This is a genomic window from Nocardia sp. NPDC055050 (genome assembly GCF_053608345.1).
This window is the reverse complement of sequence record NZ_JBSGVG010000004.1, coordinates 190,779-211,929: the sequence shown is the minus strand read 5'-3', so window position 1 is coordinate 211,929 and position 21,151 is coordinate 190,779. Positions and strand designations below refer to the sequence as shown.

11 protein-coding genes are annotated in these 21,151 nt (G+C 67.8%); 8 read left to right on the top strand and 3 right to left on the bottom strand.

Annotated elements, in window-relative coordinates; translation table 11 throughout:
* Window positions 1–6 precede the first annotated feature (6 nt).
* From ACWGCN_RS06790 to ACWGCN_RS06760, 7 genes are all read left to right on the top strand, one after another.
* Window positions 7–1,356 (top strand): SagB family peptide dehydrogenase, encoded by a 1,350-nt coding sequence (locus tag ACWGCN_RS06790; RefSeq protein ID WP_379311870.1) that lies wholly within the window; start codon window positions 7–9, stop codon window positions 1,354–1,356.
* A gap of 88 nt (window positions 1,357–1,444) precedes the next feature.
* A complete protein-coding gene (locus ACWGCN_RS06785; protein WP_452458829.1) occupies window positions 1,445–1,960 on the top strand; it encodes a YbaB/EbfC family nucleoid-associated protein in 516 nt (171 codons plus the stop codon).
* Window positions 1,957–2,277 (top strand): hypothetical protein, encoded by a 321-nt coding sequence (locus ACWGCN_RS06780; RefSeq protein WP_378656646.1) that lies wholly within the window; start codon window positions 1,957–1,959, stop codon window positions 2,275–2,277. The genes ACWGCN_RS06785 and ACWGCN_RS06780 overlap by 4 nt, the downstream gene beginning before the upstream one ends.
* On the top strand, window positions 2,277–8,795 hold the full coding sequence (locus tag ACWGCN_RS06775) for a toxin glutamine deamidase domain-containing protein (RefSeq protein ID WP_452458828.1): 6,519 nt from the start codon (window positions 2,277–2,279) through the stop codon (window positions 8,793–8,795). The genes ACWGCN_RS06780 and ACWGCN_RS06775 overlap by 1 nt, the downstream gene beginning before the upstream one ends.
* Before the next feature lie 19 nt (window positions 8,796–8,814).
* Window positions 8,815–9,303, top strand: coding sequence for an SMI1/KNR4 family protein (locus ACWGCN_RS06770; RefSeq protein WP_378993661.1), 489 nt, complete (start codon window positions 8,815–8,817; stop codon window positions 9,301–9,303).
* Window positions 9,293–9,424 (top strand): hypothetical protein, encoded by a 132-nt coding sequence (locus ACWGCN_RS06765; protein WP_452458827.1) that lies wholly within the window; start codon window positions 9,293–9,295, stop codon window positions 9,422–9,424. Before ACWGCN_RS06770 ends, ACWGCN_RS06765 begins: the two co-directional genes overlap by 11 nt.
* A gap of 29 nt (window positions 9,425–9,453) precedes the next feature.
* Window positions 9,454–9,834: a VOC family protein gene (locus ACWGCN_RS06760; protein WP_387446481.1), complete on the top strand. Its 381-nt coding sequence runs from the start codon at window positions 9,454–9,456 to the stop codon at window positions 9,832–9,834.
* Window positions 9,835–9,883: 49 nt separating this feature from the next.
* Here the strand turns inward: ACWGCN_RS06760 and ACWGCN_RS06755 are convergent, their stop codons facing one another.
* Window positions 9,884–10,285, bottom strand: a complete 402-nt coding sequence (locus tag ACWGCN_RS06755; RefSeq protein WP_449969457.1) for a MerR family transcriptional regulator — start codon at window positions 10,283–10,285, stop codon at window positions 9,884–9,886.
* Window positions 10,286–10,358: 73 nt separating this feature from the next.
* Here ACWGCN_RS06755 and ACWGCN_RS06750 point away from each other — a divergent pair, with 73 nt between their 5' ends.
* Window positions 10,359–11,213 (top strand): NAD(P)-dependent oxidoreductase, encoded by an 855-nt coding sequence (locus ACWGCN_RS06750; RefSeq protein WP_452458826.1) that lies wholly within the window; start codon window positions 10,359–10,361, stop codon window positions 11,211–11,213.
* 87 nt (window positions 11,214–11,300) lie between these two features.
* Here ACWGCN_RS06750 and ACWGCN_RS06745 read toward each other — a convergent pair whose 3' ends face one another.
* Both ACWGCN_RS06745 and ACWGCN_RS06740 read right to left on the bottom strand, forming a co-directional pair.
* A complete protein-coding gene (locus tag ACWGCN_RS06745) occupies window positions 11,301–15,890 on the bottom strand; it encodes an amino acid adenylation domain-containing protein (protein ID WP_452458825.1) in 4,590 nt (1,529 codons plus the stop codon).
* A 43-nt stretch (window positions 15,891–15,933) separates the two neighbouring features.
* Complete coding sequence (locus tag ACWGCN_RS06740) at window positions 15,934–21,144, bottom strand: amino acid adenylation domain-containing protein (protein ID WP_452458824.1); 5,211 nt, start codon at window positions 21,142–21,144, stop codon at window positions 15,934–15,936.
* Window positions 21,145–21,151: the final 7 nt, after the last annotated feature.

Sequence of the window (21,151 nt, the reverse complement as noted above, 5' to 3'; positions counted from 1 at the left end):
TTCACCGTGCTCGCCTCCGCTTACCCCGCCCAGACCCGATTCGCCCTGCGCGCGGGCGTCACCTGCCTGACGACTCCCGTCGGCGCGGTGCTGCTCAATCCGCCGCGCAACGAGAAGCTGACCGGTCTGGGCGCGGGGGCGCTGCAAGCGCTGAAAACCCTGAACCAGGGCCCGGCGACCGCGGCGGAAATGGCGACCGCGGCAGCCGGTGACGACATCACCGCACTGATGCGCAAGCTCACCGACGGCGGCTGGCTGTCGGTGACAGTCCGCGACGGCGGCCGTGACCTCTACAGCATCCGCCCCTTCGCCGACCCCGCCCCGCGCCCCACGGTGGCCCTGCCCACCTGGTCGGCGACCCTGTCGAAATTCGCTGTCCTGCACCGCGACAACCAGGGCTTCGTCCTCGAACACCCGCAGGCGTGGTGCGACCTGCGCATCCACGACCCGCGCCTGCTCGCCCTGCTCGACGGCCCCCTCGCCGCCGATTCGCCGGTGCCCGCCACCGTGAAGACCCAGTTCATGGCCGACCTGCAGTGGTGCGGCTTCCTGGTCGACGGCGACGAGGAGGAGCGCGAGTTCACCACTCGCTCCTGGAACACCCCCGACCTGTGGTTCCACCGCCGCAGCACCCTCGGCGCCCGCACGGTGACCTGGGACGATTTCGGCCCCACCCGCTGGGCCGACGGCCAGTTCCCCGAATTGCCCTTGCGCCGCGCGTCGTTCGACGGCGAGCCGGTCGCCTTGGCGACGCCGGATCTGGTGTCGCTGCGTGTGTCCGATCCGAGTCTGGCCGCCACCATCGAAGACCGGGTCTCCACCCGCGCCTTCGACGACGCCGCCCCCATCACCTCGATCCAGCTGGGCGAATTGCTGTTCCGCACCGCCCGCACCCGCGAGGACGGCTCCCGCCCCTACCCCTCCGGCGGCGGCGCCTACGAACTCGAGATCTACCCCGTGGTGCGCAATGTCGCGGGCCTGGAAAACGGCATGTACCACTACGATTCGGCCGACCACGCTCTGCGCCCGGTCGCACCCGCCGACGCCCCCGCCGTCCAGAAGCTCCTCAAATCCACCTCGGCGACCCTGGCCGGCGGCGCGCAACCCCAAGTCCTGCTGCTGGTTTCGGCCCGCGCGGGCCGCGTCATGTGGAGCTACGAACAGGTCGCCTACGCCAACATCCTCAAACACGTCGGCGTCCTCATGCAGACCGTCTACCTGGCCGCCACCGCCATGCACCTCGGCGTCGTCGCCCAGGGCTTCAGCGACACCTCCGCCTTCGCCGCGGCCACCGGCCTCGACGAACTCGAAGAGTGCAACGTCGGCAGCATCATCGTGGGCTCACCGGCCCGCTAGCGGTAGAGATCTACGTCACACCATGCAACCCTCGACGGGTCTCGCGCGTCCAACCATATGACGTGCATTCCGACAGATCGAGGGTCTCATGAACGAGGACTGGTCGGCGCCGACACAGGCGTCGAACAACGCTTTACGTGCGCAGATCGATTCGATGCTCGATACCTTCACTGCTGAGAAGTCGGCTCTACTCGATGCCCGGTCCCAGGCCACCCAGCTCGTGACCGCATGGTCGGCGGACGGGTTGGTCCGCGTCTCGGGGACCATCGCGGGGATCTCGGAGGTCCACCTCGAGCCGGATGCCTTCAAAAGGTCGACCCCGGAGTCCCTCGGCCGATCGGTCACCGAGGCGATCGCCGAGGTGGCCGCCCAGGCGGCCCAGACCCAGCAGCAAGCCCTCGCCCCCTTGTCCGACCTGAGCGCGGATATGCCGGACCTTCCCGACCTGATCCCGGGCGCCCCCAGCATGAAAGACCTCATCGCCCAGCTGACCCCGCCACCGCCACCGGACCCCGAACCGGTCACGGACTCACCACACAGTCTCGTCGATGACACCGACGACGAAGAAGGCGAATACTTCCGCAATCGCGGATACCTCCGATGAGCTCGCTGAAAGCCGACCCGCAAGCGCTGCGCGGCACTCAACCGTCGTTCACCTCGGTCGCCGACACGATCACCACCGGCGCCCAGAAGCTGGCGGCGGTGATCGCGGCCGAGGGTGAGTGCTGGGGCAGCGACGAGATCGGTCAGTCGTTCGCCAAGAACTACACCCCGGGCGTCGAGCCCGGCCAGAAGGCGGTGACCGGCCTGGCGACGGTGATGACCCAACTCGGCGAGAACATGGTCAAGGTCGCCGAAGCACTACAGACCCAGGACACGACGCGCGCCGGTGAAATCGACAAGGCCACGGGGTCGCTGTAGTGGGCATCGAAATCCCCGACGAGCTCGCCTGGGTCGCCAAGTACATTCTCGGCGCGGGTGATTGGCCCGAAGGTGACGAAACGGCGATGCGCCGGGTCGCCGACGGGTGGACCGCCATGGCCAACACCCTCGACACGGTCGACGACAACGCCGCCCTCGCACTGAACGCCGCCCTGACAGCGCTGTCCGAAGGCGAAACCCACACCGCCATCACCGCTTACCGCGACAAGCTGCTGTCGGGCGACGAAGCGACCTTCACCGCTGTTCGTAAGTGGTGTGCGAAACAGGCCGAACTACTCGAAGACGGCGCCAACGATATCGAGCACACCAAACTGGTGATCATCGCGACGATGGTCATCGCCGCGGTGGAGATCGGTGCGGCGATCGCGACCTCGTGGACAGGTGTCGGCGCCGTCGCCGGTGTGGCCGCCCGGGTGGCCGCCCAGGTCGCGGTGCGGGTGGCGATCAAGCAGCTCATCGCCCGTATGCTCACCCGCGGCGCCGCGAAGGCGGCCGCCCGGTTAGCGCTGCGCGGCGCCGCGTTCGAAGCACTCGAGGAAGGCGGCACCGATCTCGGCGCACGGCTGATCCAGGTAGCCAAGGGCGACCGCTCCACCGACAAGTTCGGCTGGACCGATCTGGGCCTGGCCACCTTCGGCGGCGCGGTCGGCGGCGCGGCAGGCGGCCTGCTCGGCGGCGGCACCGGTGCGCTCGGCGATGTCGCGTCCTCTACCGCGGGCAAACTCGCGGGCAAGGTCGTCGGCGGCACCGTCACCGAACTGGGCGCCGACCTCTCCGCCCAGGTCGCCACCGCAGGAGTCGGCGCGGCCTTCCTCGGCCAGGAATTCAAACTGGATGTCGGCGTCGACACCTTCACCAGCGCTGGAGCGGGTGGCGTCCAGAGCGCGCTGGAATCCAGTAGCCACGGTGGTAACAGCACGGCCCCCACCGTTCCCGATCTGGGCACCGACGTTCCCGGGTCCACCACGCCCGCGGGGACCGATACCCCCTCCGGTGATCAGAGCCCGAACGCATCCGACAACACCGGCCCGAATGCGCCGGCAACGCCGAGCAACGGCGAATCAACGAACCCAGCATCCACCGCTCCTACCGGGGACGGCGCAACCCCACAAAATGGTTCGCCCAACTCCTCGGCACCGGGAGAATCCACTCCTTCGAGCCCAAATGGCAACGGCGCGAACGACACTCCGCCCACTGGCGACTCCACACCGTCGAGCCCGAACAACAACGGATCCACCGACGCCGGGCAAACCGCACCCTCGTCCAACGGATCCCCCTCCCCCGGCGACACGGCACCGTCCAGCCCGAACGGCAACGGGTCCAACCCGACCCCGCCGCCCGGCGACACCACACCATCGACTCCGAACAGCGACACCCCCACCGCGACACCCCAGACCGGCGAGTCGCCATCGACCCCGAACAGCAACGCCCCCACCGAAACACTGTCGACCGGCGACACCTCGCCCTCGAACAACCCCACGAACACATCGCCCACAGGCGACACCTCGACGCCCAACCCCACCGGCTCGTCGCTGGACCTCCCGACCCAGGATTCCTCGACCCCGCCGAACACCCCCACCGATACGACCCCGAATACCAATAGCGGGCAACAGAACCCGACTCCGAGCGACAACGGACACGCCGCCACCACTCCCACGACACCGGCGAATCCCCAACCCACGACACCAGCCCCCACCAACACACCGGATTCGACCACCCAACAACCGACCACATCGACACCCACGCAGGAGTCGGCCACACAGCAATCACCGACTTCGACTCCCGCCGCAACCACCGGTTCGCCGCTGTCCACAACCTCCCAACCGGCAACTCCGTCGAACAACCCCACCCACACCCCTGCCGACACCACTCGTCCGTCCTCCACGGACACATCGACAGCGACCGCCACCACCGCGACAGCGCCCCAAACCACGAACCCCACAACAACACCCACCACGTCGACCCCGGCGCCCACTACCACACCGACGTCCACGTCGACGCCCCCGATCAGCCAGATCCCACCATCAGCACCGCCGTCGCCCAGATCAATTACGACGCCCCCAGCAACCACTGGAACCCCACAACCCACGCCCCCACCAACCTCACCGACAGCCTCCGAAACGCGCCCGGCGACGGGCCTCGACAGTCGGCCGAGCACCACCACCCCCACCAACGCTGCCCAAACGACACCACAAAACACCACGCCCACAACAACTTCGACTCCGACGCCTGCTCCGACAAACGGATCACCCGACCCGGGTTACAGTCCCGATGCCCGCCCCTTGCGCGACGCACTACGCCATCAACCGCCGCACGACGGCCGAACAACCACCGTCGGCGCGAACCAGAATTCGACCCAACCGCGCCCCTCCTACCGGATTCGCCGCTTCCAGGTCGGCAACCGATGGGTCTCGGTGGCCACGATCCGCGCCCACATCCCCAACGCGCACCTGATGTCTCCAGCCGAACTGAGCCAGGAGATCGAATTCGCCCAGCGCGCAGTCGATGCCGCCTTCAATCATGCGCAGGACCTTCACAGCGGCGACCAGTTCCTCGTCGACCTCGAGCTGACGACCGACCCGGCTGCCGCCGACCTGCGGCTGAATTTGCAGCAACACCCGTTCGACCTGTCCAACGACCTCCGCGAGCACATGGGCTTGCCGCGGAGCGCACCGGACACGCCGCTGAGCCCCGACGACCTTCGCTCGATCAGCAACGACATCGCCCGAGCCAACACGCCGTCGCCCCTGGCCGACATGCCCGGGACGCGAGTGTTCGCCCCCGGCTACCTGCGCGGCGTCGAAATTCCCCAGCACCAGCACGCGGTCGAAGACGCCCTACGCGACGGCAACCGGTTCATGGTCGGTGCCGATCCGAGAACAAATCCCTACGGGCGGTTGATCAACGACGGCGGACCACACGTCACCGGGCGAAATATCAACTGTCTCGACGCCTCGCTTGCCGCGCTGGCGTCGTTCAACGGCCGACCAGAAGTCTCCGCACCTCGAACGGTGGATTTGCTTCCCGACGGAACTGTCAGCCGACAAGGAGAACGGAACGGCCCAGATCGCGCCGCAGCATGGCTCGGTGGCCAATGGCAGACCTTCGCGAACCCCAACCAGTCCGTCCCGGAACGGTTTCAGGCCCTGCACGACTGGATCAGCCAGATGGGACCCGGTTCGTCGGCACTGGTCCTCAACGACTGGCAGGGCGGCGGCGGGCACGCGACCGCTATCGTCTACCCGATCGGTGCGAGCGGTCCAGTCTGGTGGGACCCACAACAGCGGACGTTCTCGGATTCTCCACCGGCGAGCCTGACGTCTCAATCCTCTTCGTTCAGATTCATGACGGTTGACCAGCAGGGAGCAGCGAATGGAGCCGCCACAACTCCGAACAGCGGAACAAGTGCGGGACTACCTGGCTCAGATATTCCCGGCGCGGGAGTTCAGTCTCCTTCAGAGCCGACACGCCTGGATCTGCCGCGAGATTCTGACCCCGGCGGAGATCGCGGAGGGGACGGGTCTAGGCCTGGCGAGCTACGCGGTGGACAAGGAGACCGGAGTGATCACCACGCAGTCGAGCCTGGCACTGACGACGATCGGCGAGATGTACGACGCAGCGATCGAGACCGGGACTCCGATCCAAGCCGAACAGATCTATCCCCCCCTGAATCGACTGACGCTCCAACAGATCCGGCAAGACCCGGAGACGATCGAGTACCTGGTGACGGTCGAATCGCTGGCGACAACCCCGCCGACCAGAGAAGACCTCAATCTGACCATCGACAAGGTGACCCTGGAAGCCACTCCGTACACACCGTTGGCCCCGATGGTGGCCGCGAGGGCGGCGTGGAGTCGGCAGCGCAACGGCACGTGGCCGACAACGGAGACATTCGAGGTGTAGTCGATACGTCGGACGCGAGCCGCCCGGCCGATGCAGGGACCGCGTCCCAGTCGACAGACGGCACCACCTCGCCGACGTCGCAGTCATCGGTCAATCAGACTCCGCAGCCCGCCAGCCAGACCCAGACTTCGCTGCCTCCGTCGCCCACTCCCCCACCCACGACTCCGGGTACCTCACCAGCACCTGTCAACAGCACAACGCCCGCTGCACACCAGTCGTCTACGCCGGCGCAATCAACCCCGACAGCACAGCAGGTAGACAACGCCAACCAGTCACGCGCAGCGCGCGAGAACCTGCGTTCCCAGCATCCTGACGGTGGAGTGCGCCAGGTCGCCAACCCACAGGGTGGCCGCAGCTTCGCCTGGGGCAGATTCACCACCGCTTTCGCGGCGCCGGTGTCGGTGCTCCGAGTCGGCGTCTGTGTAACCGGCACCGGCAACCTCGATCCGGCGGTCGTCCAAGCGCTGCTGGAGCAGGCCCAACTCGCCGTCGACCTGCACTTCAACCGAGGCGAGCAACTCTTGTCCGGCGACTGGATGATGGTCGACCTGGTCCCGGTCAGCGACCCTGCAACAGCTGACATGACCATCGATCTCGATCCGTCCAACCCCCACAGCACACCTGCCGACGCCGACCTGGACACCCTCACCGAGCTGCTGCGAGAACAGCTCGGACTCCCTCCCGGCGGCACCGACCTGGATGTGGACGACATCCGCGAATTGAGCAACAGCATCGCTCGCGCCAATACACCGGCAGCTCTCGACGGTCTCCCGGATACCCGTGTCGAGGGACCCGAGCGACTCGACAGCCTCGAACACGCCGAGTACCAGCACGACGTGGAAGATGCTCTGCGAGATGGCAACCGGTTCTTGGTCGGCGCGGACCCGCGGACCAACGACTACGGGCGCCTGATCAACGATGGCGGGCCGAGCGCTCAGGGCAGGAGCAACAACTGCCTCGACGGATCTCTGGCCGCATTGTCATCGTTCAACGGCAGGCCCGAAGTCGGTTCACCGCGCTGGCCCGACCTCGACGCCGACGGGAACCTCGACACCCGATCAGGCGAGCAAAGCGGGATCGATCGAGCAACCGCCTGGTTGGGCGGTTCGTGGCAGCTCGGTGACATCAACCTTGCGGTTTCGGCTCAGTTCCAGGCGCTGCACGACCAGATTCGCAGCATGGGCCCAGGAGCGTCAGCGCTGGTCGTCAACACCTGGCACGCGAGAGACGAAAAGACTGGTGAACTGCTGTACGAGTCGGACGGTTCGCCCACGATCGACGGTTCCCACGCGACCGTCATCGTCTATCCGCACGGCGCTGCGGGTCCGGTGTGGTGGGATCCGCAGACATCCGAATACTCGGACACGCCACCGCACAACCTGACCAGCGGGTCGGTCGAACTCTGGTCGATGCCCGTCGATACCCAAGGAGTAGCCAATGCCGGTTCCACCGCTGGTCACCAAGGAACAAGTGCGGGAATTCCTAGCGGAAGCGTTTCCAACCCAGACCTTCTCGGTGATCGAGTTCAACCACGGGTGGGTGTGCCGACCGGAGCTGAGCCCGGAACAGAAAGCAGCGGGCCAGGGACTCGGCCAGACGAGCTACGTTCTGAACAAACAGACCGGGATAGTGACAGTGCACCCCAGCCTGCACCCGTGGACGATCGGCGAGACGTACGACCAGGCGATCGAGACCGGTCAGCCGGTGAACGGGCGTCAGATCTATCCCAAACGCCGACGGGCGGCGTTCCATCGACTGACGGAGAACAGCGAAACGATCACATACCAAGTGACCGTGACGTCGTTGATCAATCCGCCGGAACCAACCGAGACGTACCAGCTGACGTTCAACAAACTAACCCTGGAACGGGACCGACGCGGACCCATGGACTCACTGGTGATCTCGAAAGCCCAGTGGCTCAACCGCAGACAACAGAGTTGGCCGACGGACGGGACGATCGAGGACTAGTCAGTCCGACCGCATCGGATCAGCGAGGGCTCGACGATAGCCCTACCGGTGTTCTTCGACCGGATGCGGGAGACCCCGACACGGGTCGTTCAGACGATGACCTCGAACGCGAGCCCAGGTTCAGCATGGTGGATGCCGCGGCAGCCGAGGTGTCCGATCTGGTCGAGCTCCAAAGGCTGGCCAGGCGCGCCGCGAACGTCGGATGGAAGACAATGGGCGGTGCGCTGGATTTCATGGTCGGAGAGCAGACCGGAACATTCGCCGGATTCAGCGGCACTGCCGATGTGTCCAGGAACGCAGCGGTCGGCACGCAACTTCCACCGATAGCTCCCCCCTCGCAGAACAATTCGATCGTTCCCGATATCAGCGAGGACGAGATTCGAAGGAATGATGCGGAAAACAACCTGCTCGAGCATCTCCATTCACAGCTCAGCGACCGGTACCCGCTGGATGAGAACAACCAAAATCAGGTATCGGGCCGCGTCCGGCTTTTCTCCGAACAAGAGCCCTGCCAGTCATGCAATCCGACAATTCGCGCATTTCAGAGGATGTATCCGAACATCGAAATAGAAGTGTACTATGTCCTCCCGTACCCCCCGCTGCGTCGCGATAGACCGACACTGTAACTCGCGCGAAGGAATACAGATGACGTACATACAAGATATTGCCCGACCGCTGACGGAATCCGGTCTCGTCGCCCCCGAAGCCATCAAAGGATGCACCCCGCAAGAGGTTGATTCCCTGATGGAGGCTCAACACGTATCGCACATACCCGAATCCTATAGGGAATTCTTGTTATTCGGCGGCCGCGATCCATACTGGCTCAACCGTGGTGGCGAGTGGGACTACGACTGGCTGCTCGAAGGAAAGGAAATTGCCCGCGAAATTGTCGAGGACGACTACAACGAAGATTTCACACCGTTTGCCGAGTCGTTCATTTTCCAAACCCACCAGGGCTACATGTTCAACTTTTTTCGCCAGGAGGACCTGGAAGATCCTGACCCATACTTCTGGATCTACACCGGCGACAGACCTCTCCGAAAAAGCACTACCCGTTTCACCGCTTGGATCAAAATTCTCGCCGAGGAGCTCCCCCGGGCAATCGAGCTGAGAAATCGAATGCATGGCAACTGAGATGAACCGGATCGATGCCGAACTTCAGGCGTTGATTTTCGCGGTGCGGGTGGCGGGGATGGCGATACGGGGGCATCGGGTCGATGGGGTCTGGCCCAAGGCTGGTGTTCATCAGGCGTGAGGCGTCGGGTGCGGGCGTAGGGTCGCCTCATGGCATGCAAGATCACCGAACTCGTCATCGATTGCGCCGACCCGGAACTGCTGGCGGGATTCTGGTGCGAAGTGCTCGGCTATGTCGTGCTCGATCGGGACGAGGGTGACGTCCAGATCGGCGCGCCGGGAACCGAATTCGGTGGGCCGCAGCCCACTTTGCTGTTCAGCGTCAGCACCGACCCCAGGCGGGGGAAATTGCCGATGCACCTCGATGTGAACGCTACCGACCGCGATCAGGACGAAGAACTCGAGCGTCTGCTCGGTGCGGGTGCCCGCAAGGTCGACATCGGACAGACCGGCGACGAAACCTGGCACGTGCTGGCCGACCCCGAGGGCAACGAATTCTGCCTGCTGCGGCGGCGAGTGGGGACAGCCTGAGCCACTCGGCGGTCGGGTCTGCCGACCGGATCCGGCCGACGACCATCGCTCAGGCGGGGGTCGGTTCGGATCCGTCGAAGGGTGGGTAGGTGTCGCCGGTGGTGCGTTCGGCGGCGGCGATGTAGACGGCCAGGGCTTCGCGGGATTGCGTGAGGCGGTCGATGTGGTCGTCGATGCGGTTCAGGCGGGTTCGCATGGCGGACAGCAGGTCTGGGCAGGCGGGGAGGGTGGGGGTTTCGCCTTCCGCGCAGGGTAGGAGGTAGGCGATGTCTTCGGAGGACAGGCCGGCGCCGAGCAGGTGGCGGATCTGCTTCACGCGTAGCGGGGCGGTGTCGTCGTATTCGCGGTAGCCGTTCGGGCTGCGGTCGGCGACCATCAGGCCCTGGGCTTCGTAGTAGCGCAGTTGGTGGGCGTTGACGCCCGTGCGGGTACTCAGTTCGCCGATTCGCATCGCAACCTCACTTGACCTTCATACCGGTATGAACGTTGATGATGCTGCCATGCACAACGCAACCGAAACACCTGTGACTGTCATCGGACTCGGCCTCATGGGTCGATCGCTCGCCGGCGCGTTCCTCGCGGCCGGGCATCCCACCACCGTCTGGAATCGGACGCCCGCCAAGGCCGACCGCCTGGTGGCCGAGGGCGCGCGACTCGCGCCGGCCATCGGTGACGCCCTGCGGGCGAGCGCGATCACGATCGTCTGCGTCACCGACTACCCGGCCGTGCGCGATCTGTTCGCCGCGAGCGATGTCGACGGCACGACCCTGCTCAATCTCACCTCGGGCGACTCCGCCCAGGCCCGCGAAACGGCCCACTGGTTCGAACAGCGCGGCGCCCGCTACCTCGACGGCGCGATCATGGCCATCCCGCAGGCGATCGGAACTCCCGACGCGGTGATTTTGCACAGCGGTCCACAGGCCGACTTCGACGCACACCGGAAAACCCTCGAAGCACTCGGCACCGTCACCTATCTCGGCGCCGACCACGGCCTGGCCTCCCTGTACGACGTGGCGGGTCTGACGATGATGTGGAGCGTCCTCAACGCGTGGCTCCAGGGCACCGCCATGCTCCGGACCGCCGGTGTCGACGCCGCGACGTATGCCCCGTTCGCACAGATGATGGCGACCGGGGTGGCCACCTGGCTGCCTAGCTACGCCGAGCAGATCGACAGTGGTTCCTATCCCGCCGAGGTGGCGGCGCTGGAGACCGACGCGCGAACGATGGCGCACCTGATCGAGGAGTGCGAGGCGCTCGGCGTCAATGCCGAGCTGCCGAAGTTGTTCAAGGCCATGGCAGATCGGTCTATCGCCGCAGGTCACGGCGGTGAACAGTATCCCGTGCTGATCGAGGAGTTCGCCAAGCCACACAGCGACTGACCTGCCCCCGCGTGAGCGAGAGGTAGCCCGCGTGCCAGACACGACGATGCGGACACACAGCACCGACATCGCCCAGCGATCGGCGCCCTACCCGTGCACCACGTCGGCGAGCGTGATGATCGCCTGCTCCCAGAGTTCAGCGAAGCGCGCGGCCTGGTCTTCGGTGAACAGGGACGCGCTCCAGCGGAAGTTGGTGGTCAGGGCCGGCCCGTCGGGGGTGGTGCCGATGCCCGCGATGACGTCGATCGCGTACCGCAGGGGAAGGTCGGGTTCAGGGTCGAGAGGTAGGGCCTGGTCGTGCTCACCGACGAGCAACGACCAGGGATCGGATTCGTTGCCGCTGAGGTCGATTCGGCCGAGGTAGTTGAATTCGACCTGGGGCTCGGCGGCGGAGCGGAGTTCCGCCGCGCGGTTGACATAGCGCAGCAGACCGTAATCCAGTCCCTGGTTGGGGATTTCGCGCAGATGCGTCGAGACGGAGTCGAGCAGAGTACGGGCGGCAGCCGGGTCCGCTTGCGCGCGTGCGATATCCACCGCGTTGTCGCCGACGCCGAGGCGGACGGGGAAGACGCTGGTGAACCAGCCGAGGGTGTTGGCCGTGTCGGTGTCGAGGGTGGTGTCGGCGCGGCCGTGACCCTCCATGGCGATCAAGGCACCTGCGGCCGGGTCGTTTCCGTTGTCGGCGTGCAGCGAGGCCATGGTCATGGTGAGGGCGGTGAGCAGGAGCTCGCGGACGCCCTCGTCCTTGCCGACACGATCGAGGAGTCGGTCGGTGACCGCCACCGGCGTCGCGACCGTGCTGACGCGCAGGCTCGACCAGGTGTCGGTGGCCGGTGCGGGATGCCGGGAGCCGAGGGCGGCGTCGGGCTCGCAGACCTGTGCGGTCCAGTAGTCGCGCTGGGCCAGGACTTCCGGTGCTGACGCACGCTGCCACATGGCCTCGGACCACTGCCGGTAGGAGGTGAACTCGGGCAGCATCTTCGGCGTCACGCCTGCTTGGATCTGCTGCCAGGCAGCGGCGAGGGCATCGAGCATGATGTGCCAGGACACGACGTCGACCGCGAGGTGGTGCACGGCGAGCAGCAGGATGTCGGCACCGGCGCCGGAGCCCGGCACGTCTTCGACAGCAGACTCGGTTCCCGCGAACCACACGGCCCGAACCATTTCCCCGGCCCGTGGGTCGATCGCATCGTTCGCGATTCGCGCGTATTTCGTGATGGCCGTGTCGAGTTCGGTGCCGCTGAGCCCTCGCGGTGCGTCGACGACGAGCTCGCCCGCGTTCACCACGCCGGGCGCGCGCGTGACCATGCGCGGGCCGTCCGGTGTATCGGTGAGCACCGCGCGCAGGGTGTCGTGCGCGTCGAGCAGCGCCTGGAGGGTGGATTCCAGTGCCGCACGGTCGATTCCGGTAGGCAGACGCAGCAGCGCGGCCTGGGTGAAGCGGCGGTAGTTGCCGTATTCGTACATCCAGGAGACCACCGGCAGCGGCGGGACCACACCGTAGGCGTCGGCACCGGACTGCGCGGCGGCGGCCGGTGCGTCATCGACGGCGGCGGCGAGTTCGCGAATGGTCGGGCAGGCCAGCACCATGCGCGGATTGAGGGCGAGTCCACGGCGGCGGGCCTTGTTGACCAGCGAGATCGCGACGATGCTGTCAACGCCGAGTTCGTAGAAGTCGGCGTCGATGCCGGGCGCGCGGCCGTCGAAGAGTTCGGCGAACAGCTCGCTGAGCGCGATCTCGGTGGGCGTCTCGGCGGCCGCGTTACTGTCGGCGACCGACAGCGACTGCTCGGCGAGCTCGTTCAGCGCGGGACCGTCGAGCTTGCCGTTGACGTTCACCGGCAGCTGGTCCAGCACGACGATTCGCGCGGGAATCATGTACGCGGGCAGGCGTTGCGCGAGATCGGCACGCACCCGGCTGACGATCACGGCGCGACCGGCCTTGCCGACGACGAAGCCGACCAGCGACGCGCCCCCGGCACGGCGGACCACGGTCACCGCGGCGGTGTCGATATCGGCCGAACGTCGCAGCGCGGTCTCGATCTCACCGACCTCGATGCGATAGCCACGCACCTTCACCTGGGCGTCGGCGCGGCCGAGGTAACCGAAGCGGCCACCCGGGAGCCGGCGCACGAGGTCGCCGGTGCGGTACATGCGCGCACCGGGGCGCATCGGGTCGGCGACGAAACGGTCCGCGGTGATGGCGGGCTTGCCGAGGTAGCCGCGGGCCAGCTGCACGCCCGACAGGTAGAGCTCGCCGACGATGCCCTGCGGGACCGGCCGCAGCCGGGAGTCGAGGACGTAGCCGACCATGCCGCCGTTGGCGGTGCCGATCGTGGGGATCTCCGAGGTGGCCACGGGCGCGACCACCGCTTCGACCGTCGTCTCGGTGGGCCCGTAGCAGTTGTACACAGCCGTCGCGGGGAGCGCGCGCAACCGCGCCCACAGTGCGGTGTCGATCGCCTCGCCGCCGAGGGCCAGCACCGGCAGGTCACGATCGAGCAGGCCCGCTGCCGCCAGCTGAGCGAGCATCGACGGGGTGGTGTCGATCATGTCGATGTCGAATTCGGCCATGCCGGCGACGATGCGGTGCGCGTCGCGCATCTCCTCGGCGTCGAACAGGTGCAGCGCCTGCCCGGCGAGGAACCCGACCATCGGCTGCCAGGAGGCATCGAAGCCGAGCGACCAGGCGTGCGCGATCCGCAGGGGGCGGCCGAGCTTGTCCATGGCCGGACGGTAGAAGCGCGCGAGGTGATCGGCGAAGTAACCCGCCAGGGCGGCGTTCGTGCCGACGACCCCTTTGGGTTCGCCGGTCGAGCCGGAGGTGAAGATGATGTAGGCGCTGTGGTCGAGTTCGCGATTCACCGCAGGGGCCTGGGCGGGCCGGGCCGCGACCCGTGCGATGACGGCAGGATCGTCGAGCGCCAACACGGGCACCGATCGGTGATCGGCTGTGGTCTCGGTGACGCCGTCGAGCAGCGTCCGATCTCCGTCGAGGACGACGGCGAGGACCGGGTTCGACTGGCGCAGAATCGAGGCGATCCGGGCGGCCGGGAGCGTGATGTCGACCGGGACGTAAGCAGCGCCCGCGGCGAACGTCGCCAGGATGGTGATGATCGAGCGCGGGCTACGCGGGAGCATCAGTGCGACAACGGTTTCCGGGGCGACGCCGTGCGTGGCGAACTCCCCGGCCAACCGGCAGGCTTCGTCGTGCAGCGCCCGGTAGGTGAACACCTCGCCCGCGGTGGTGGTGAGGGCGATCGCGTCCGGAGTAGCGGTGGTCTGCTGCTCGAACAGCTCCCACGGGGTGGCGGTCGGCGCCGGAGTCGTATTCGTTGCGGCGATGCGGAGTTCGGCGTGCTCGGCCTCGGTGAGCAGGTCGATCGCATCGGTGGTCGCGGTGGCGTCGAGGGTCGGCAGGGTGCGCAGGACGGTCAGCATCCGGGCGCCGAGGTCGGCGGGGTCGAGGTGTCCGAGGAGCGCGGGAATCGCTTCGACGAGGACGAGGAGTTCGCCGTCGCTCAGGTGGGAGACGACCGTGAGCGGGTAGTGCGCGAGGCTTTCCATCTCGATCGGCCGGAACCGGGCGCCGTCGGGGGCGGTGACCGTCTGGATGGCGTCGTCGATGGGGGCGTTCTCGAAAACGAACAGGGTGTCGAACAGGGCACCGTGACCGGCCGCGCGTTGCAGGGTCGACAGGCTGAGATACCCGATGTCGCGCATGGTCGCCGAATCGCGTTGCAGGCGTGCGCATTGCGCGACGACCGGCTCGGCGGAGTCGAGGCGGTGCACGACCGGGACGGTGTTGATGAACAGCCCGACCATGCCTTCGACGCCCGCGAGTTTCTCGGGGCGGCCGGAGATGGTGGTGCCGTAGACCACGTCTCGGCGGTCGGTGATGCGGCCGAGCAGCAGCGTCCAGGCGAACTGGACGGCGGTGTTCAGCGTCATCCCGTTGGTGCGCGCCCACTGCTGCAATTGCTCGGTTTCTTCGGCGGACAACCGGAGTCGCGTGGTCTCCGGGACTGCGGAGCCACGATCACCGGTGCCGTCGGCCAGCACCAGGGGTGCGCTGACCTGCTGGAGGTACTCGGCCCAGCGGCGGGCCGCGGCGTCGTGGTCCTGCGCGCCGAGCCAGCCGATGTAGTCACGGTAGGGACGGGGCGCGGGCAGACCGTCGAGGGTGCCACCCGCTCGATAGACGGCGAGCAGCTCGGTGAAGAACACCGCGACCGCCCAGCCGTCCATCAGGATGTGGTGCGCGGTGAGGATCATCCGCTTGCGCGGCTCGGGCGCGTCGGTGACGTCGAGCAGCAGCACACGCAGCGCGGGACCACGGCTCAACACGAACGGGACGCGGCGCTCGGATTCGGCGATCGCCTCGAATTCCGTGGTGAGCGCGTGTCGTTCGGCCCACGGCAATTCCGCGCGTGAGGGGATGATCTGCACCGGTTTGGGCACGTCGGTGTCCCAGAACGCGGCACGCAGGTTCGGATGGCGGTCCAGCATCGCCTGCGCGCTGCGACGCAGCAGGTCGGTGTCGACCGGGCCGTCGATATCGACCACGAACTGCATCGTGTACAGGTCGATCTCGGTACCCGTCAGCCGGGAGAGCGAGAAGAGCCCCTCCTGCAGCGGACTCAGCGCGAGTACGTCTTCGATCTGCGGCGCACTCATGCTGCGTCCCTTCCTAACTGCTCGTTCATCCCGACGTTCGTGCTCATCCCTGCGCGGACCAGGCGGCCGTCAGCGCGGACAGGGCGTCGGATTCCAGGCCCGACGCGCTCATCGGCGCGTGCGAAACCTGTTCGGGCTCATCGGCGTGCGTCGCGTCACCGGCGGCGGCGTCGACGGCGGCGGCCAGTTCGGTGATCGTGGCGCATTCGAACACCAGCTGCGGCGACAGCGGCAGGCCGAGGGCATCGGCGCGGGCCGACCACTGGATGGAGATGACGCTGTCACCACCGAGGGCGAAGAAGTTGTCCTCGCCGACGACGTCGTCGATTTCCAGCAGTTCCTCGATCAGCGCGATCAGGGTGCGCTCGGTGTCGGAGTCGGTCGCCGCACCGGTGGCGACGGCGCTCGCGGCCACCGGGGCGGGGGTGGCCAGCAGACGCTCGAGATCCGCGGCGGGCAGCACACGCAGGTCGGCCACCGGCAGGTCCGGCGTTTCGGCGAAGGCGCGCAGCGTGGCGGCGAGCGCGTCGGCGATCAGCGCGGCGGTGGCCGGTTCGTACAGATCGGCGTTGACGACGACGCGGACGTCCATGCCGCCGTCGGCGGTCACGTTCAGGCTCAGGTTCAGATCCAGGAACGAGACGTCGAAGTCGGCGGGCAGCACGGTGACGGTGCTCTCCCCCGAGGTCGCGAACGGGAGCGTGGTGGGTGCCCAGTCGGCGCCACGGAAGTGGATCATGCTCTGGAACAACGGGTTCCGCGAGCGCGAGCGACGCGGGTTGAGCGCTTCCACCAGGCGCTCGATCGGCAGCTCCTGGTGGGCGTTGGCGTCGAGCACCACATTGCGTGCCCGAACCACGGTGTCGCGCAACGTCGGTGCGTTCGACAGGTCGTTGCGCAGCACGACCATGTTGGCGAACAGCCCGATCAGGGCGGTCGTCGCCGGATCGGTGCGCGCCGCGACGGGAGTGCCGAGGGTGATGTCGGTGCCGCCACCGAGGGTGTGCAGCAGGGTGGCGACCGCGGCCTGGCACACCATGAACTCGGTGGCGCCGCTGCGGACCGCGAGCGATTCGAGCCCGGAGCGCACGGCGGCGGGCAGCGAGAAGCTCACCACTTCACCGCGCTTGCCGAGCACCGGCGGACGCTGCCGATCGTGGGCGACCGCGATCTCCTCGGGAACATCGGCGAGCGTGGACCGCCAGTACTCGATCTGGTCGGTGGCGAACGCGCTCGGTGCGGCCTGGTCGAACAGTTCGCGTTGCCACAGCGCGTAGTCGGCGAACTGGACCGGCAGCGGCGCCCAGGTCGGGGCGCCGCCCTGTTCGCTGCGAGCCCGGTAGGCGGCGGTGAGGTCGTCGAGCAGCACGCCGAAGGACGCGTGATCGGCGACGATGTGGTGCACCAGCAGCGAGAGCACGTGCGCGCCCGCGTCGAGCACGAGCAGTTCGGCGCGGATCAGCGGCTCACCGTCGAGGGTGAAGTGGTAGCCGGCGATCTCGGCGAGTGCCTCGGTGAGCTGCCCGGCGGCGAGCTCGCGCACCGGCAGCGGGACCGGTGCGGCGGGGTGCACCACCTGGTAGGGCACGCCGTCGTGTTCGGGGAAGGTGGTGCGCAGCGACTCGTGCCGGGCGACCACGTCATCGAGCGCGGCACGCAGGGCCGCGATGTCGAGTGCGCCGTCGAAGCGCAGGGCCAGCGGCAGGTTGCCGACCGAGCCCGCACCCTCCATCCGGTACTGGAACCACATCGCCAGCTGCGAGTACGACAGCGGAACGCGCTCGCCGCGCGGGCGCCCACCGATCGCCGGGCGGCTGGACCGCCCCGGTCCGGCGGTCGCGGTATCCGCCGTCACGGTTTCGGCCGGTTCGGTGGTCGTGCTCTCGGCGGGGGCGTCGTCGAAGTCGTTGTCGACGGCGTCGAGGTCGATATCGAATTCCGCCAGGAAGCGGGCGACCAGATCGGCGGCCAGGGCGGCGGGGGTCGGGCTGTCGAACACGACGCGCACGTCGAGCTCGATGCCGAACTCCGCGCGGACCTGGGCCACCAGGCGCGCCGCGAGCAGGGAGTGCCCGCCGAGTTCGAAGAACGAGTCCTCCGCGCTGACCTCGTCGAGGTTGAACAGGGCGCCGAACAGGGCGCACACCTTGCGTTCGGTGGCCGTGGCCGGAGCGCGGTGGGTGCGCACCACGGCGGGGGACGCCGCGGGCAGGGCGCGCTTGTCGAGCTTGCCGTTGACGGTGAGCGGGATCTCGGGGATCACCGCGAACGCGCTGGGCACCATGTATTCCGGCAGTCCGCCTGCCGCGAACGCGTGGACCTGTTCGAGGTCGACGGTGCCCTCGGCGGGCACCACATAGGCGGCGAGCATCGCGCCGATGGCGGGATCCTCGGTCACCACGACCACGCAGTGGGCGACGGCGGGATGCGCGGCGATCGCGGCCTCGACCTCGCCGAGCTCGATGCGGAAACCACGCACCTTCACCTGTTCGTCGGCGCGGCCGACGAACTCGAGCTCACCGAAGGCATTGCGGCGCACCAGGTCACCGGAGCGGTACATGCGGGCGCCCACCGCGGGGCCGCCCTCGGCCGCCGCGAACGGGTCGGCGACGAAACGCTGCGCGCTCAGCGCGGGACGGTCCAGGTAGCCGCGGGCGAGCTGATCACCACCGAGGTAGAGCTCACCGACGACGCCGTCGGGCACCAGCTGCAGTGCCTCGTCGAGGACATAGGTGTAGACGTTGCGGTTGGGGATGCCGATCGGCACCACGCCGGTACCCTGCGGACCCGCGACCGGCATATGGGTCGAGCAGACCACGGCCTCGGTCGGTCCGTAGTGATTGCGGAGTTCGGCCTCGAGGGTGTTGAAGAACCGGTCGGCGACTTCGCCGGGCAGCGCCTCGCCGCCGACGGGGATCTGGCGCAGCGACTGCCATTCGCTGATCTCGGGCAGCAGCAGGAACGTACTCAGCATCGACGGCACCATGTGCAGCACCGTCACCTGGCGGCGGGTTATCAGGTCGGCGACGTAGCGGATATCGCGGAAAGCGTTGGGCTTGGGCACGATCAGTTGCGCGCCGACCGTGAGGGTGATCGCGATGTCGACCAGCGAGGCGTCGAAACTCACCGACGACGACTGCATCAGGCGGTCGGCGGCGGTCATGTTCCAGTCGGCGGTGAAGCAGACGATGTGTTCGGCGATCGCGTTGTGCGGCACCGGAACACCCTTGGGCTTGCCGGTGGAGCCGGAGGTGTAGATGACGTAGGCCAGGTTCGCGGGGAGCAGCGGACGCAGGCGCTCGGCATCGGTGGGCGCGGTCGCGGGGAGACCGGCGGCCATCTCTTCGGCAGCGGCCAATTCGACTGCGCCGAGCAATAATCGAGGGTTCGCGTCCTCGATCAGGTACTCGATGCGATCCTGCGGGTAGGCCGGATCGATCGGGAGATAGGCGCCACCGGCCTTGAGGACGGCGAGCACGGCGACGATGAACTCCACCGAGGTGCCGAAGCGAAGGCCGACGAGGTCCTCGGTGCCGACACCCTGCCCGATCAGCCAGTGGGCCAGGCGATTCGCGCGCGCGTGCAGCGCGGCGTAGGTGAGCTCGGTGTCGTCGGAGAGCAGTGCGAGCGCGTCGGGGGCGGCGGCCGCGGCCGATTCCAGCAGTGCGACAAGGGTGGTCGCCGGTTCATCGACGAGGGCGCCGTGCGAGCGATCCAGCAGGGTCGCGCGGTCGGTGGCACCGAGCATGTCGAGGTTGGCGAGTCTGCGTCGCGGCTCGCGCAACGCACTGTCGAGGAGCTGACCGAAGTGCGCGAGCAACTGGTCGACGAGGGCCTCGGCCAGCACATCGGTCTGGTACTCGGCTTCCACCACCGCGGTGCCGTCGGCGTCGAGCACGATGGCCAGCGCCAACGGCACCTGCGCGCTCGCCGCGCCGAGTTCGAGCTGGGTGGAGCTCACGCCGTCGAGGGCGAAACCGTCGGCGCTCTTGCGCACCGAGAAACCGAGGCGGACCAGCTGATCCAAGCCGTCGCGCCCGGCCACCCGATCCGGGTTCGCCTCGCGGACGACACGATCGATGCCGACACCCCGATGCGCGAAGGCGCCGGTGCAGGTGTCGCGGACCGCGGCGACGAGCTGGGTGAAGTCGGCGTGGGCGCCCATGGTCGCGCGCAGCAGCAGCGTGTTGCCGAAGTAGCCGATGAGCTGTTCGGTGCCCGCGGGGCGATCGGTCACCGGGATGGAGACGAGGAAGTCGTCGGCGGCGGTGTAGCGGTGGATCAGCGCGTCGAAACCGGCGAGCAGCACCATGAACGGGGTCGCGGCCTGTTCGCGGGCGAACTGTTCGGTGCGGGTGACGAGCTCGGCAGGCAGACGGTGGGTGCGGCGCTGGGCGTTGCGGCCGGGGGTGGCCGAGGCGGAGCCCGGCAGTTCGAGGGGTTCGGGCAGCGGGCGCAGGGCCTCGCGCCAGAACGCCACGTCGGCCTCGGCGGGTTCCGCGGTCGACGCGATGGCCGCGAATTGCACGGTGTCACGGCCGAGCGCCGAATCGCCGTGGCCTGCCGCGTTCGCTTCGTCGAGTGAGGCGGCCGGGGCGCTCGGTGTGGACGATCCCGCGGTGCTCGACCCGGCGGCGGCGCTCGGCTGCCCGGCCCGGTACGCGGCGTTCAGTTCGGCGAAGAACACCGCCCAGGAGTCGTCGTCCCAGGCGATGTGGTGGATGGTGAGGAGCACGACGTGCTCGTCGGTCCCGGTGCGGATCAGCGTCGCGCGCAGCGGGAGTTCGGTGCCGAGCGCGAACGGACGACCGAACTCACGCTGGGCCAGCACCTCCACCCGCAGGTCACGACCCGACTCCGCGAGCTCGGTGAGGTCGTGGGTCGACCATTCGGCCGGTGCGTCGGCGGCGAACACCTGATACGGCGTGCCGTCGACGTCCGCGCCGTAGGTGGTGCGGAGGATGTCGTGGCGAGCCACCACCTGGTCGAACGCCGCGTGTAGGCGATCGGCGTCGAGCGGGCCGGTGAGGCGGTAGGCGACGCAGATGTTGAGGGCGGTGTCGTCGGCGTCGCGGGTCTGCAGGAACCACATGCGGCGCTGGCCGGGGGTGAGCGGGCGCCGCTCCCCCACCGGAATACGCGGTACGGCAACGGGTTCGGCCTTCACGACGGCCATGCCGCGTTCGCGCAGCTTCTGCTGGAGCAGCAGTTTGCGGCGCTCGGCGACGGACAGGGTGGCTTCGGTGTCAGACATGTTCTTC

Bases quoted from the DNA above. Each gene is read 5' to 3' on its own strand.
- ACWGCN_RS06755 (WP_449969457.1), bottom strand. From the start codon at position 10,285: ATGCGAATCGGCGAACTGAGTACCCGCACGGGCGTCAACGCCCACCAA.
- ACWGCN_RS06745 (WP_452458825.1), bottom strand. From the start codon at position 15,890: ATGAGTGCGCCGCAGATCGAAGACGTACTCGCGCTGAGTCCGCTGCAG.
- ACWGCN_RS06740 (WP_452458824.1), bottom strand. From the start codon at position 21,144: ATGTCTGACACCGAAGCCACCCTGTCCGTCGCCGAGCGCCGCAAACTG.
- ACWGCN_RS06770 (WP_378993661.1), top strand. From the start codon at position 8,815: ATGACGTACATACAAGATATTGCCCGACCGCTGACGGAATCCGGTCTC.
- ACWGCN_RS06780 (WP_378656646.1), top strand. From the start codon at position 1,957: ATGAGCTCGCTGAAAGCCGACCCGCAAGCGCTGCGCGGCACTCAACCG.
- ACWGCN_RS06785 (WP_452458829.1), top strand. From the start codon at position 1,445: ATGAACGAGGACTGGTCGGCGCCGACACAGGCGTCGAACAACGCTTTA.
- ACWGCN_RS06760 (WP_387446481.1), top strand. From the start codon at position 9,454: ATGGCATGCAAGATCACCGAACTCGTCATCGATTGCGCCGACCCGGAA.
- ACWGCN_RS06765 (WP_452458827.1), top strand. From the start codon at position 9,293: ATGGCAACTGAGATGAACCGGATCGATGCCGAACTTCAGGCGTTGATT.